At 43.4% G+C, this 14,084-nt stretch carries 10 protein-coding genes, 1 tRNA gene and 2 pseudogenes; 4 read left to right on the top strand and 9 right to left on the bottom strand.

What is annotated here, in order from left to right:
* Window positions 1-393 precede the first annotated feature (393 nt).
* Together ACEPSU_RS06350 and ACEPSU_RS06345 are read left to right on the top strand one after the other, a co-directional pair.
* On the top strand, window positions 394-1,842 hold the full coding sequence (locus ACEPSU_RS06350) for a carboxylesterase family protein (RefSeq protein ID WP_395320696.1): 1,449 nt from the start codon (window positions 394-396) through the stop codon (window positions 1,840-1,842).
* Between the two features lie 75 nt (window positions 1,843-1,917).
* Window positions 1,918-3,087: an MFS transporter gene (locus ACEPSU_RS06345; RefSeq protein ID WP_395320695.1), complete on the top strand. Its 1,170-nt coding sequence runs from the start codon at window positions 1,918-1,920 to the stop codon at window positions 3,085-3,087.
* On the opposite strand, the pseudogene ACEPSU_RS06340 reads toward ACEPSU_RS06345, so the two are convergent.
* The 7 genes and pseudogenes from ACEPSU_RS06340 to ACEPSU_RS06310 all read right to left on the bottom strand — a co-directional run bounded on the left by ACEPSU_RS06340 (window position 3,084) and on the right by ACEPSU_RS06310 (window position 9,037).
* Window positions 3,084-4,783 (bottom strand): annotated as a pseudogene (locus ACEPSU_RS06340) (IS1182 family transposase). The gene ACEPSU_RS06345 and the pseudogene ACEPSU_RS06340 overlap by 4 nt on opposite strands.
* A gap of 157 nt (window positions 4,784-4,940) precedes the next feature.
* Window positions 4,941-5,324 carry a hypothetical protein gene (locus ACEPSU_RS06335; RefSeq protein WP_395320693.1) on the bottom strand — a complete coding sequence of 128 codons (384 nt, stop codon included), beginning with the start codon at window positions 5,322-5,324 and terminating at the stop codon, window positions 4,941-4,943.
* Between the two features lie 633 nt (window positions 5,325-5,957).
* Window positions 5,958-6,446 carry a TIR domain-containing protein gene (locus ACEPSU_RS06330; RefSeq protein WP_395320692.1) on the bottom strand — a complete coding sequence of 163 codons (489 nt, stop codon included), beginning with the start codon at window positions 6,444-6,446 and terminating at the stop codon, window positions 5,958-5,960.
* The gene (locus tag ACEPSU_RS06325) at window positions 6,430-7,023 is read right to left on the bottom strand and encodes a macro domain-containing protein (protein WP_395320691.1); all 594 of its coding nucleotides are present in this window, start codon (window positions 7,021-7,023) and stop codon (window positions 6,430-6,432) included. The genes ACEPSU_RS06330 and ACEPSU_RS06325 overlap by 17 nt, the downstream gene beginning before the upstream one ends.
* A 45-nt stretch (window positions 7,024-7,068) precedes the next feature.
* Window positions 7,069-8,094, bottom strand: a complete 1,026-nt coding sequence (locus tag ACEPSU_RS06320; protein ID WP_060463087.1) for an IS30 family transposase — start codon at window positions 8,092-8,094, stop codon at window positions 7,069-7,071.
* 80 nt (window positions 8,095-8,174) lie between these two features.
* Window positions 8,175-8,504 carry a hypothetical protein gene (locus ACEPSU_RS06315; RefSeq protein ID WP_395320690.1) on the bottom strand — a complete coding sequence of 110 codons (330 nt, stop codon included), beginning with the start codon at window positions 8,502-8,504 and terminating at the stop codon, window positions 8,175-8,177.
* Window positions 8,505-8,965: 461 nt separating this feature from the next.
* A tRNA-Ile gene (locus tag ACEPSU_RS06310) sits at window positions 8,966-9,037 on the bottom strand.
* 379 nt (window positions 9,038-9,416) lie between these two features.
* Here ACEPSU_RS06310 and ACEPSU_RS06305 point away from each other — a divergent pair.
* Together ACEPSU_RS06305 and ACEPSU_RS06300 are read left to right on the top strand one after the other, a co-directional pair.
* Window positions 9,417-10,337 (top strand): IS30 family transposase, encoded by a 921-nt coding sequence (locus ACEPSU_RS06305; RefSeq protein ID WP_395320689.1) that lies wholly within the window; start codon window positions 9,417-9,419, stop codon window positions 10,335-10,337.
* Window positions 10,338-10,412: 75 nt separating this feature from the next.
* Window positions 10,413-10,685: pseudogene (locus ACEPSU_RS06300) on the top strand (tyrosine-type recombinase/integrase); the annotation flags it as partial.
* Window positions 10,686-10,798: 113 nt separating this feature from the next.
* Here ACEPSU_RS06300 and lepA read toward each other — a convergent pair.
* Window positions 10,799-12,631: a translation elongation factor 4 gene (lepA, locus tag ACEPSU_RS06295; protein ID WP_395323112.1), complete on the bottom strand. Its 1,833-nt coding sequence runs from the start codon at window positions 12,629-12,631 to the stop codon at window positions 10,799-10,801.
* Window positions 12,632-12,795: 164 nt separating this feature from the next.
* Window positions 12,796-14,082, bottom strand: a complete 1,287-nt coding sequence (dltD, locus tag ACEPSU_RS06290) for a D-alanyl-lipoteichoic acid biosynthesis protein DltD (protein WP_020088568.1) — start codon at window positions 14,080-14,082, stop codon at window positions 12,796-12,798.
* Between the last annotated feature and the right edge of the window lie 2 nt (window positions 14,083-14,084).

Below are 14,084 nucleotides of genomic sequence, written 5' to 3'. Positions count from 1 at the left end.
TATAGCTGGACTGGTTCTATCCGAACCGAAAGTATTAAATCTCAGTCCCCTGCTTCTTTATACAAAAGTACGAAATTCTAAGACTGGAACTGAAATCAACTGCTTAGCGCACAAGCATGGATTAAATTTTTTATACGAAGTGTCATCCGGATCACGAGTTGCCTTCTATGGACATTACAACAAAAGAAAACAGTTCATAATTGACAAGTACACTGTCGTGGTCACCACCAAACAGAAGGCATCATGATCAAAGAATATCACGCAATGGTCGACCCTGCTATCGATTGCGCTATTATCGTAGACAAACATTTTCCTTGCACTAAAAGTTTCACTTGACTGTAACGTTACGGTACAGCTTACGATAAAAGCATACTAAAGCAAGCGATACAAAAAATGCGGAAGAAGGAATTTGAAATGTCACATCCCAACAAAAAAATTGATAACGTTCAGGAATGGCTTGGCGTCCCCTATGGTACTGCTGACCGGTTCCAAAAAGCTCAAATGGTCCCATTCGAAGCCAATCAAGACTATAGTCAAAGCGGCCCAGCATCGGTGCAATTTACAGATCCCGCCTTTTTAACTTCCGACAAAGGTGAAAGCGAAGACTGCTTAAATCTTAACATCTGGGCGCCAGACAATGTTCAAGAAAAACTGCCAGTTGTCGTGTATATCCACGGTGGCGGTTGGACTTATGGCGCTAACTCTCAAGACACGTCGGATTTATCCGGCTTAGTCGCTAGTGGTAAGGTAATCGGCGTCTCCATTAATTACCGGTTAGGAGCACTTGGTTGGCTTGAATTATCCCAATATGGTGGGAAGTTTAAAGATGCCAGCAACTTAGGCTTGCAAGACATCATCCTCGCCCTAAAATGGATTCACCAATACATTGGATTATTCGGCGGTGACGCCAACCAAGTGACGCTTACGGGCCACAGTGCTGGTTCATTCTCACTGTTAACGCTTTTGGCTGTGCCTGAAGCTGACGGATTATATAAGAGACTAGCTGCGTTTTCTGGCTATGCCGCTCGCTATATCCCAGCTTGGTGGGCCGAAGAACTGGCAGATAAAGTTTTAAAAACATTAGACTTAACGTCACCAGACCAATTATTAACGGTTGATGCCAAGTCACTGACAAATGCCGTTAATCAAGTTTTACCGACCGACGTTTTGAAACGTGGTAATTTAAATACACTTTCAATTGGCATTGTTGAAGATGAATTTCTGCCAAATGGCGTTTTAAAGGCTAATCCTGCTGACGTTATTAAAAGCGGTAGCCATAAAGATGTGGACTTAATCATCACCTCAACAACGGCTGAAGCAAGCTGGTATGCAGCTCACATGCCAGATAATATTGATCCCAAAACAATCGAAGCCGTAATTGATGAAATGGTTTACGATTGCCATATTCCCCGTAAACAGGCTGAGGCCATCGCCCTACATTGTGGCGCTGGCAAGAATTCACCCCTTAATGTCAGGACCCGCTTCTTTACAGATTACAATTTCACCTTACCTGCTATTCGAGAAGCCCATGATCATGCTCAAGCTGGTGGATGCGTGTATCAGCTGAGCGTTGGCCCAGCCGAAGGTTCTCCCGACTATCATGGGACCGACATGTATGGGATTGTCGGTCAAGCCGCACCCGATGCTAGTCAAGAACAACTCGATCGTGATGCCTTTATCAGTCAAGCATTACTTAACTTTGCGACTGATCAGCATGAAAAGCTATGGTCACCAACAAAGGCCGACCAAATAATTATCAAAGATATTGGTCAACGACCTTATAACGGCGTTGAACATGCTAAAACGGTGCTCCAGCTATTTAAGGGTATCTCTCGTCCATAACTAATATTCATAAGAGGGTGTTTATAGCACCCTTTTTGTTTGGCCAAAATCGGTTTCAAGAGAGAAGAATAAATTTTGACAGAGAAGTTTTCGTTTTTTTCAAGGGATATCATTTGCGTCATGTTGGCAACATTCTTTTATCAATTTAGTATTCAGGCCGTTAACCCCCTGATGAATGGCTATGCCCGTAATTTAGGGATTAATAGTACTTTTGCTGGTATTATTGTGGGTGTGATGAGTATCACTTCAATGTTATTAAGGCCTTTTGCTGGGAATTTAACCGATCAAATTTCTAAATATCGTCTAGCATTAGTCGGTGGTAGTCTGTGTGCAGTTAGTGACTTGGGCTACCTGTTTGCTGCCGACGTGTCTTGGCTAATAACTTTTAGAATCGTCAATGGCTTGGGCTTCGTCCTATGTACCATTTGTCTAGCAACTTGGATGGCCTTTCTAGTTCCGCGACAGCATCTAGGGGCAGCGATGGGGTACTACGGATTATTAAATGCGCTCGCCATGGCGATTGCTCCCGCCCTAGCGATTAGCATCTATCAACTTCTCGGATACAAATTCGTTATCATGCTGGCAGTTTTGAGTTCAATAGCCATGGTCGTTGTCATCCAATTCATCCATAACCATGCGAAACCTTCAATCGAATTAAAAGAAGATCGCCACTTTAAGATTATTCAACAAGATGCACTACCGGTAGCTCTGATTTTTTCGCTATTGTCTATTCCCTACTTTGTGACCCAAGCCGATATTGTTATGTACGTTCAAGAACGGCATTTGAATATTACCGTAAGTCTCTTCTTTTTATGCTACTCACTGACTTTGATTGTTATTCGAATTCTATTAAAAGATTATTTTGATACGATTTCGTTTGGCATTTGGTTTTCTATCTGCATAATTGCAACAATAGGTTACATCATCCTATTAACCATCATGCAAAACAACTTTGAAATGATCTTGGCAGCTGTATTAATGGCCGTTGGTTTTGGCGTCATGGTTTCTGTTTCCCAATCAACTGCCCTCTTATTAGCACCCATGAAAGAACAGGGACTTGCCAATGCGACTTACTATTTGGGCAGCGATATTGGGATGTCTCTTGGACCCATCATTGGTGGTATTCTGCCCACTATTTTTCCACTCAGGTTCTTTTATCCAGTGATGCTGCTGCTCGTTCCTTTAACAGTAATTATCTATCTACGTTATCGTCGTAAGCTTAATGCTGCAGTACAGTACAATTAGAGCGACATTATTTTAAAATTCATTTCTTTGAAATACCGAAAGTCACTACGGGGCTGTGACATAACTAGCCTCTGTAGAACAAAAATAAGGCACGAAACCGAACTTTGGTTTCGTGCCTTATTTCCATGCTCTTGATTCTCAAGCCATCTTCTCCTGGTGGAGACTAACTTGAGGATATTCAATGCTAGAACGAGGATTCCAGTTTCTTTTTTGACCTTCGCTAGACCACGGACCGAGTAGCGATTGAAATGCAAATAAGCCTTCATCTTGCCAAAAATTGGCTCTACGTCAATCTTCCGACGTCCGTAGATAGCCTTGTTTTCTGGTTTTGAAAGCTGGGTGCGTTCCTTTGCCTTAAAGTATTCCCATGCCTCATTCACTTTAATTCGGCGAAGATTTTTCTTTGGCGTCAGAGCCAGTGGAATCACCTCATGATTCTCATTGTACTTTTCGGCTTCGTATTCTTTAAATTCACGAGTAAAGCCATACTTGTCAGTACTTTTTCGATAAGCTTTAAAGTTGAATCTGACACCCTTCGGGTCAATAAAATAGTCATCTTTTTCGTAGTAATCCCAATTCATTACCTTTCGATCATCACTTTGCCACTTCCGACTATTCTCTTTGAGCATTGTCCCGTAAGGAACTAATACGATGTGTTTATCGAGCTCATCTTCGCAATATCGATAGTTACTTTCTGAGCCATAACCTGCATCAGCCACAATTACTTTTCCCAACACTTTTTGCGACTCCAAGCTTGCTAAAAATAACGGGAAAGTTCGCGTATCAGTTGGATTTTGAAAGAGATCGAATCCCGTAATAAATTAGTTACTCGTTGCTATTTGAAGATTATAGGCTGGCTTCAATTGGCCATTTTGCATCGGGTCTTCTTTGACCCGCATAAAAGTTGCGTCATGGTCAGTCTTGGAGTAACTGTTACGTTGACCAAAGATCACTTGCTGCTTTTGATGGTCAATCATCTTATTCCGCCGTTGAGTTAGCTTCCGCCGTTGTGCTTTGAGAATCCGCCGCTGTTTTTTGGCAGAATTAGGCGAGATTTTCTTGGTAGCCTGAACCTCCTCATCCAAAGTGACCAGTCTATCCTCGACAGTTCCGATAACAGCGTCTAACATGCCAAGATTGAGGTCAGAACCAGTTGGGACTTCACCAATAAGCTTTGCTTCGTGAAACTCGCCTAACATCGTGACCAGTTGGTCCCGATTCATTTTGTCAAAGCGTACCGTGTTCTTCCGCCAGACGAAGCTATATTTATTGGCATCGGCCAAAATCTTAGTGCCATCAATGAATGTGACGTCATCAATTACACCAGCGTCCTTCAAAAACAACGTTAAGTTGTTTAAACTTTTTTTGGTCAAACTGGCAGATCATCTGAGATTCGAAAACGACAAATGGTCCGATATGAAGGGACTTGGTCGGCGATGAGCCAACCAGCTAGTTTGTTTTCTCGGGCAAACTTTTCGATTTGACGACTGCTAAAGATGCCGTAAGCATAAGCTAGTAATACTAGTTTAAGCATTGCAACCAGGTCGTATTCACGAGGGCGACCGAATTGATAAGAGTAATCCAGTTTTAAGGATTCTACCAATGTGTTAATGTAACGAGCCGGATGGTTTTCTTCAGGCAAATAATCTAAAGCAATACTCAAAGTAGTTTGGTCCATGTTACAATAGTCTTGCATATTGAACGTCCTTTCGAGGCTAGTTTCGGGAGAGCATCGGGTGCGACCGGTGCTCTTTTTTATTTAATTATACTAAAAAGCTGATTGAGGAAAATTCGAAGACTTCCTTCAACCAGCTTTCATTTTAGAGACTTATGTCACAGCCTCTCTATAATCACTAATTGTCTTGATGAGATTTTCTTAAAGCTTCTACCATTTTCGAAGTCAAATTGGAATTAATCGATATACCAGAGGCAGGTAAGGAAAGCCTATTTTGATAAGTGATCTTTTCCAAATCCTTTCTCGAAAACTTTTCAGAATGATCCAAAACATATTTATAGTCTCTTATAGAAATTTGTTTACCATGGCGACAACGATGGCGAATTCGCTTAATGCTAATAAACCCACTGTGCCACATTTCATCTTTCAATTTTCCAATCTTGTCACCTATCCATCGAAAAATCTTTGCAATATTGATGATGAATGCTACGAGTAGACCAGATGTAATTCCGGCAATAATTGATGTTACAAGTTGTGGTGTATTGATGAGTACGGTAAGCATTTTTGCATTTTCCTCCTAGAATACTGTTTATTCAATTATATCCAAGAAATCCAGTGACTTGCAAATAGCCAGTACCCGTCACATCAGCGACTCTGTTCTCTTCATAAATATTTAATGCTTTTCACGTTTCTATCAGCCAAAATCAGCCGAGCTTTAGATGTTGTTGCTCAGTACCATCATTGAAGACAGTCTAACCAATAGGCTTGCTACTACTGTCACAACAGTGGCTTTCCCTCATGTTTGTCTCCATCTCTCTTCCTCCACACTCTCGTGACTGACCGATATGGCTTAGGTTTCTTCTTAGGCCGTCTTTGTACCTAGCGTGGTCAAGGTCATGTTCCAACTCGCCTAGACAACGCGTCTCTGTGCGGCTGACAAGGTCAAATTTTGTATTTACCATCTGCCCATGCCGGCCACCTCCTAATTTTGGGCATAATAAAAACACCATGCATTTGCACGACACTTATTATCCTTACACTACGTTATCCAGCCGAGCATCTGCCGGCACCCACTCAGACGATTCATACTCATATTACTATGAATCATGACTGACATGATGTTACCTCTGAATTTTTTTTGCCAAAAAGCTCCCGCATTTAAGCGAGATTGAGTTTAAAAATGTATAATTTTCACCTACAGGCTCGAGTAAATGTCATCACTATAAGCATACTCACCAGTTTTACCTTGGGTTCTACAATTCGACTCAAAGTCCGGCCAATCATTCATGGCCTTTTTCATTATCTTTTCTCCGTACGCCACGGTCAAATGTAACTCATCCTTTAGCACTGGTGGCATTAACTCATCCTGAGACCTGCTACCATTCAAATTGACAGCAATAATTGGTAGCTTCAATCGGATTGCCACTTCAATTTCCCATTTAACAAACTTCGTTAAATATCTTGTATGTTCACCAATCAAAAGAATGAATAACTTAGAATTATTAAATCTGTCCATTAAACTTTTTTTAATTGATTCTTCGGTGCTTGAATCCCTTGCGCTATGTAAGTCGTGTGCATCGTTAAAATCGAACTCATCTTTGACGCTCCACGCCCGCATCAAATCATAATACCGCATATCGTTGTCACCATCAAATGCAACATATACCTTATTTCTGTAAGCCATAAAATTTACTCCTTAGTAGGAAATAGTCAATTTTCCGATTTGTATTTTTGTCTAGAAGGATAATTAGCTTAGTAGGCCTCTTAAATTTAATTCTTCGGAGCTTAAAAGTCCAGAGTATTGTATCCAATATCTCTGTCGCACTATACCTATCATGGTCTAGCCTAGTTATACCCGATCCGAATAGAGTTATGACTACAGTTCTTCCAGCATACATTTCATCAATTTCATCCCAAAAGTTAATTAGAAATTTCACATAATCTTGAATAGACAAGTACGCTCGGTTCTTGTCATCAAAATGAGTTAGGGCTGTCAAGAAAACATCTTCTGAAAATTTATGAATTGATCCAAGTTCGTATCTTATTTTTTTACCTCTCGGCCTATCTCTATTGATATTCAATTTGTGTCTATGTTCTAGTCTCCCATCTTCATCAATAGAAATATCTAATTTTGAGATGTCGTCTACTTTTTTGTCAATAAATTTCCCGTTAAGAGAGCCATGCGATATTATCTCATCATCAACTTTTGTATCAAAATACTCGTTAAAAGCAAACACTTTAATAAACTCCTCAATTGTCAAATCAAGTGCAACACTAAGAATCTATTCTTAGAAGTGGTCTAGTTGCTAAGCTAGTTCAGGCATTAGATCGGCTGGGCAACGATAGTTTAATGACCGCCGCAGCCGGTTGTTTAAGGTATCCTGAGCCAGCTGAATATCAATGAGTGAGGCCAAAACCAAGGATCTACCCTTCGGGAAGAACTCGCGCAAAAGGCCGTTAGTGTTCTCATTGGTTCCGCGTTCCCATGGTGAATAAGGATGGGCAAAGTAGATGTCCGTTCCCACCACTTGGCTCAAGCTTGAGAACTCGGCACCGTTATCAAAAGTAATGGTTTTAAAGTACTCAGTTCCATAGTCATATAAGGTGTTCTGGAGGGCTTTCAAGCAAGTGTCGGCATGATAATTGGGAAGTTTAACGATGATTTCTAAACGACTAACACGTTCAGTCAAAGTCATTAATGCTGGCTCAGATTCAACTCGTTTACCTTTGACCAAGTCACCTTCCCAGTGTCCAAGCTCTTGACGTGCTTGAACCACAGTGGGACGCTCTTCGATTGAATGGCCCAGATTCTTCTTATTGATTCGGTGATGCTTTGTTCCGGGACGTTTGACTCGGCGACGGAGTTTAGCTGGTAGGTCTGAATTACGGATAGTTAAACGCTGGTCATCAATGTATCGATACACCGTCGGTGTTGAGGGACAGACAACTCCTGGGTAATTAGTCTTGAATTGGTGAACAAAAGTATCCACACTATGCATTCTGGGGCGAGCTTTTAAAGCTGTAACCAAAGCATTACAGAAGGTTTGACAGTGATCAAAGAGTCCACGATAACAGCTGTTTAGCCGGTGCTTACGATAAACTGCTTCGCCAGTTTCCGCCAGATATGACTGTTCGAAGATACGAGTATTAGCGTTAATCTGTGTTGTTGTCCCCCGTCTTAATTCACGCGAAATCGTACTGGGATTACGATGAAGAGCCTTGGCAATCCGGCGGATGGACCAATCTAAGCCCCTTAGGGCTTCAATTCGACCACGTTCAGCTAAATTGAGTTGGTGATACTGATTAGATATGATATTCTTAATTCGGGTCATGAAGATACCTCTTTCTTGTTTGTGGTGAATTAAGAATAGGTCTTCATGGCCTTTTTGACTAGTCTGAATAAAGAACTGGTCTAGTAGAGCAGGTGTTGCACTTCAATTTTAAATCGAGGCACTTTAATAAACTTACGATTGTCATAATATTTACTGTTAAATATATCTCCGTGTCTTACTGATATATTCGAGTCCCCAACCTTAAAACCAGCGTTTCTGATCAAGTTTGCCCAAATTAATTTAACAATATAAAATACAATCGTAATCAATACAAAACCGATTAGTACATCCTTTTTCGTCTGTTCCTTGAAATCAACAAATGACAATAATGCACCAATAACCCCAAAAAGCCAACCGGCACTTGCAGATACTGATTTCAACAGTTCTTTATTAAAAAATCCTACATTCATATTTCTATATACTCCCAGTGGTTAATTTAATATATCATCATATTACTCCACCGTTAGTCAGAAAAGAAAGGCTGAAATAGAAAATATGAGGGCATTAATATTTCCAATAAATATTGACATAAAAATCAATGGAAATAATAATCTTCACACGTTTGAATATCGCCATCGTAGATCCCTCCCAGTTTATGTAACAAAAAATGAGCTGCTCTACCACAGACGGCTCCTCAGACTAATTTCAAATTAAACTGAGAGAAGTTTCCACCTCTTTTCAGTTTAGTTTTTTATAATCCAGTATTAAGCAAAATTTATTTACGGTCAATGTGATTGGTGTGGAATCGAGCCACACACGGGATTCAGACCGCCCTCTTCTGGCAGGCAAATACCAGTTACAATCACGCGATGGACGCTCTAGCCTCGGATGAACGGGAGAGTTCATCTCCTCAAATTTTATTTACGCCCAATGCATCCTGCTGGATTTGAACCAGCGATCTTCCGTTTATCAAGCGACTGCTCTACTACTGAGCTAAAGATGCAAACTGACCGGTTTACCAGCCAATCAATCCATTATGAAGAAGGCGAATGCTGATTGTAGTTGGAAAGGCTTGATATGAAATTCAAGGGAGGCTTTCACCCCCTTTCATCCGCCAATACGTGTAGTGGGAGTCGAACCCACATTTGAAGCTTTGCCGTTAAGCCATACACGCCTGTCCTTTAATTCTTTCAGCGGTACTAGAATACCGCATAAATTCGGCTAGTGCCTGCTGACTTACTGCACAAATACTGCACTTAAACTGCATCAAAACTGCTTTTTTTAAAGACGAATTTACAATTGAAGTGCAACATTACTTGAATAAAAAAAACCATAGCGGGTACAATTACTTAACAACCAAGAAAAGCAAAGGAGTACTCGCTATGAGCTATCACCATCTTACTATAAATGAACGAGAAAGTATTCTAGAACTTTCGGCTAAAGGATTATCAACTCGTGGGATTGCCTTGAAGTTACGGCGTTCACCTAGTTCAATTTCGAGAGAATTAGGTCGTTTGAATGGGCACTATTCACCGTCTGAGGCTCAAAAGGATTATCGAATACGACGCCGAAATAGCCACAAGCCCCGACTTCTTGATCAGCTACCTCAACTGTGTTCAAAAATTGCCTATTTAATCAGGGAACGTCAATGGTCCCCACAACAGATCGCCAATCGTTTGAAATTAGAGGGCCAAACATTCGTTAGCTATAATACTATCTACCGCCACATTGAGCAACATAACCTCAACCAATCTTTTACTTCTCATGGAGATACTGGTATTCGGCGCAAGTTAAGGCCCCGAGGTCGCCAACGTCATCGTCCAGGTGACCGTAAACATCGTGAACCTAAAGACTACATTTCCATCCATGAGCGACCTAGGTTCATTAATGAACGCCGGCACTTTGGGGATTGGGAACTCGACACAGTTCAAGGAAAGATTGGTGAAGAAATTCTAGTAACTGCCGTTGATCGTAAAACACGATATACCTTGATTACTAAAGCATCGCTTAAGAATTCTGAGTCAATAAACGAGGCTCTATTGGCCATGTTTAGGCGTGTTCCTAAGGAATTTATCCATTCAATTACGCCAGACCACGGAACCGAATTCCTACAACTAGCAGATATTCGCAACAATTTACGAGTGACCATTTACTGGCCGGATCCATATTCGCCAGAACAACGTGGAACCAATGAAAATACCATCGAGTTAATTCGAGAATACTTTCCTAAAGGGAAAAGCCTCAACGGTCACAACCTAGAGGAAGTTTTGAAGTGCCAGAATCAGCTAAAAACGACGACCTAAAAGAGTTTTAGACTATCGTACTCCAGAAGAAATTTTATTTGATAAAGTGTTGCGCTTGGTTTGACAATTCGTCACAAAGAAAATGGTCAACCAGTCACCCCATACTCTATCAAATACCACGCTGACAAAGTTCAAAAGGATCTCGGCTTCCCATTTAATTTCCACTCTCTACGTCACACTCATGCTACCATGCTGCTAGAAAACGGTGCTAACATCAAAGAAATACAGGTTCGACTGGGACACTCACGAATCGCAACCACTATGGACACGTATTCGCACGTCACTCGAAAGATGAAGACTGAAACAGTCGACATATTCGAAAAAATGATGCACAACCAGAATAACTGATAGTGCATCATTTATGACATTTTTTTAGTTTTGTCGACATGCAGGGAATTCCGTCGACAAACGGTAGGCAAATGGGCGGCAAACGAAAAGGCAGTTCCATAGAGCCCGCGTCACTACTTGGTTTCGTCCTCATCAGTCTTCAAAACTGCCATGAATGCTTCCTGAGGAATATCAACCTTCCCAACAGCCTTCATCCGTTTCTTTCCGACCTTTTGCTTTTCCAGCAGCTTCATCCGCCGGGTACGGTCACCACCATAGAGTTTGGCGGTCACGTCCTTCCGGTAGGCCTTGATCGTCGTTCTCGCGATGATCTTGGCACCGATGGCAGCCTGTACAGGAATTTCAAAGTTTTGGCGTGGAATGATATTCTTCAGCCGCGATGCAATCTCACGACCTCGTTGGGCAGCGAAGGTCCGGTGGGCAATGAAGCTCAACGCATCGACCTTGTCCGCATTCAACAGGATATCAATCTTGACCAAGTCAGCCTCTTGGTAACCGCTCCGTTCGTAATCCAACGATGCGTAACCCCGCGTGCTCGACTTCAACTTATCAAAGAAGTCGAAGATGATTTCCGACAACGGCATGTTATAGATGATATTTACACGATAGTCATCCAAATATTCCATCGTCAGGAATTGGCCCCGCCGGTGTTGGCACAGGTCCATGACCGCCCCAACGTACTCGTTAGGCGCCATGATCGTAGCCTTCACAATTGGTTCCTCAATCCGCTTGATGGCTGAGGCTTCCGGCATCTCTGCTGGGTTCTCAACCGTCTTCATGGTCCCATCCGTCAAGTACGCGTGGTACGTAACGGATGGCGCCGTCGTGATCAAGTCCAGGTTGAATTCACGTTCCAACCGTTCCTGGATAACATCCATGTGGAGCATCCCCAGGAACCCACACCGGAATCCAAAGCCCAACGCCTGGGAGGCTTCCGGCTCGAATTCCAACGCAGCATCGTTCAGCTTCAGCTTTTCCAACGCTTCCCGTAAATCATTCAACTTGGCATTGTCAGTCGGGTACAGCCCGGCGTAGACCATCGGGTTCATTTCCCGGTAGCCTGGCAGTGCCTTTTCTGCGGGCTGCGCGGCATTGGTCACCGTGTCACCCACCCGGGTATCGGCAATATCCTTGATGCTGGCAGTGATGTAACCCACGTCACCGGCAATCAGGTAATCACGTGAAATTGGCTTCGGCGAGTTAACCCCAACCTCGGTCACTTCGTATTCACTACCACTATTCATCAGTAAGATCTTATCGCCCGGTTGAACCGTTCCCTCGAACAGCCGCACACTCATGACAACCCCACGGTAATCATCGTAAACGGAGTCAAAGACCAAAGCCTTCAATGGCGCATCCAAATCACCGGTTGGTGCTGGCACCTTGTGGACGATCTGTTCCAGTAATTCTGGAATGCCGACCCCTTGCTTGGCACTAGCCAACACGGCATCGGAGGCATCCAAGCCAATGACGTCTTCGATTTCCTTCTTGACCTTTTCTGGGTCCGCCGCTGGCAAGTCAATCTTGTTCACGACCGGCACAATTTCCAAGTCGTCGTCCAACGCCAGGTACACGTTAGCCAACGTCTGGGCTTCGACCCCTTGCGCCGCATCAACGACCAGGACTGCCCCTTCACAGGCAGCCAGGCTCCGTGAGACCTCATAAGAGAAGTCCACGTGTCCCGGGGTATCGATCAAATGAAATTCATAGTCGTGGCCGTCCTTGGCGTGATACGTCAATTCAACCGCGTTCAGCTTAATCGTAATTCCGCGTTCGCGTTCAAGATCCATGCTATCCAACACTTGATCTTGCATGTCACGCTTGGAGATGGTATCCGTTAACTCCAAGATTCGGTCCGCAATCGTGGATTTCCCGTGGTCGATATGGGCCACAATGGAAAAGTTGCGAATATATTTTTGATGGTTTTTTAATTTCTCAAGATCCATGTTGATTTCCTACTTTCTTAAACACCATGTCCAGACAATTATACCAACCATCAGCGTTAATCACAAACTAAAAGGTAAGTCGGCACCAATCGCCAGCTCGCCCCCAACCCGTTTGCGCCGATAGAGATGACAAAAGGCCCGGGCATCAACCCAGACCTCTCAGATTACTTGTTATTTTCGTACTGGCTCAGTTGAGATGGTTCCAACTGTTGCCATTGCTTCTCATAGAATTTGTCACTGGTGTGATAACGCGGTTGGGCCTGCTTCTTGGTTAAGAATGGGTCCACACGCTTATCAATCGCCAACCAGCCACGCCAGCCCGGATGAATCGTGTCGGTCATAAAGTACGGCACGTTGCCCTTATCCGATAAATCAACGATATTGTTGAAGCCTTGCGACTGTAATTGATAATGAATCTTTTGGTCGAATTGCTTCAGCATCGTTTCGGATAAGCCGGTGTATTTCTGCCAGCGTTGATTAATTGGTGGAATGATGAACAAGACGTCGGTATGCAGCCGAGCAAATTGATCCAAACACAGCTGGAAGTCACTATACTCTGGCGATTGCAGGTAAGACAGGTTCTTTTGGAAATCCTTCAAATTCCCCGTCTTAATCTCCTGCTTCAACCCATGATTGTAGAACTTATCGCTGATCTGGAACGGGTTATTGCCCGTTGCTTGCTTCCCTAACTGACCGCCGAGTCGATCCAGCGCCGAATAGGAGTAATGAGTGGGTAACTTCTTGGCTTGCCGGTTGACACGACTCAAGTTCTGCGATGGTAAATTAATGCCGGAGAAGAATTGATCTTCCTGGGTCAACATGTTCTTTCTAGTTTGCAGATAGAACCGCTGATCCTTCGTCAATGATTTACCGGCCGCCACCCGTTGTAGTGCGGCATAGATGAAATGGTCGGACTTTGCGGCAGGCATCTGCAGGAGGCGCTTGGCAGCGTACTGATCAATTGCATCGTGCCGGTAGTGGGTCAACCACTCCGCCGTCTGTAATTGTGAGTAGTAGAAGCCAAAGGCATCCTTACGCGTCCCGCCCTTCACGAACCACTGTGGTGAAACGAAGAAGACCGCCTTCTTGTTCCGCAATTGCCCCTGGATATTTTGCATCACAAAGAATTGCGTTAACGACTGGGTTCCCCGCGCACCTAATAGAAATGGCCGGTAGTCTCGGTGATACTTTTGCGCCAAAACCGAGGGATGCATCGGATCGATTCGTGACCACTCCGATGACCCAAAGAATGGCACGTAACCGTCACTTAAGGCCGCTTCCTTGATGTGCTTACCACGTAAAACGTTGGGTGACAGCGACACCGCTGCCTGTCGTTCTCGGGTAGTACTGATGTGCTTGAACCCGAAAGTGACCGGCGAAGCGAGTACCGCAAAAACCAGAATAGCTGCGAGAATTAACGGACCGAAAATCCGTAGTAATCGCTTTGCCATTG

Origin of the sequence: Levilactobacillus parabrevis (assembly GCF_044051715.1) — a bacterium.
Classification (GTDB): Bacteria; Bacillota; Bacilli; order Lactobacillales; family Lactobacillaceae; genus Levilactobacillus; species Levilactobacillus parabrevis.
The sequence above is the reverse complement of the archived record's forward strand: the minus strand, read 5'-3'. Positions and strand labels throughout refer to the sequence as shown.

Excerpts from the sequence above, each read along its gene's own strand:
- ACEPSU_RS06350 (WP_395320696.1), top strand. The coding sequence starts at position 394 with ATGCGGAAGAAGGAATTTGAAATGTCACATCCCAACAAAAAAATTGAT.
- ACEPSU_RS06335 (WP_395320693.1), bottom strand. The coding sequence starts at position 5,324 with ATGCTTACCGTACTCATCAATACACCACAACTTGTAACATCAATTATT.
- ACEPSU_RS06330 (WP_395320692.1), bottom strand. The coding sequence starts at position 6,446 with ATGGCTTACAGAAATAAGGTATATGTTGCATTTGATGGTGACAACGAT.
- ACEPSU_RS06320 (WP_060463087.1), bottom strand. The coding sequence starts at position 8,094 with ATGACCCGAATTAAGAATATCATATCTAATCAGTATCACCAACTCAAT.
- ACEPSU_RS06315 (WP_395320690.1), bottom strand. The coding sequence starts at position 8,504 with ATGAATGTAGGATTTTTTAATAAAGAACTGTTGAAATCAGTATCTGCA.
- ACEPSU_RS06305 (WP_395320689.1), top strand. The coding sequence starts at position 9,417 with ATGAGCTATCACCATCTTACTATAAATGAACGAGAAAGTATTCTAGAA.
- lepA (WP_395323112.1), bottom strand. The coding sequence starts at position 12,631 with ATGGATCTTGAGAAATTAAAAAACCATCAAAAATATATTCGCAACTTT.
- dltD (WP_020088568.1), bottom strand. The coding sequence starts at position 14,082 with ATGGCAAAGCGATTACTACGGATTTTCGGTCCGTTAATTCTCGCAGCT.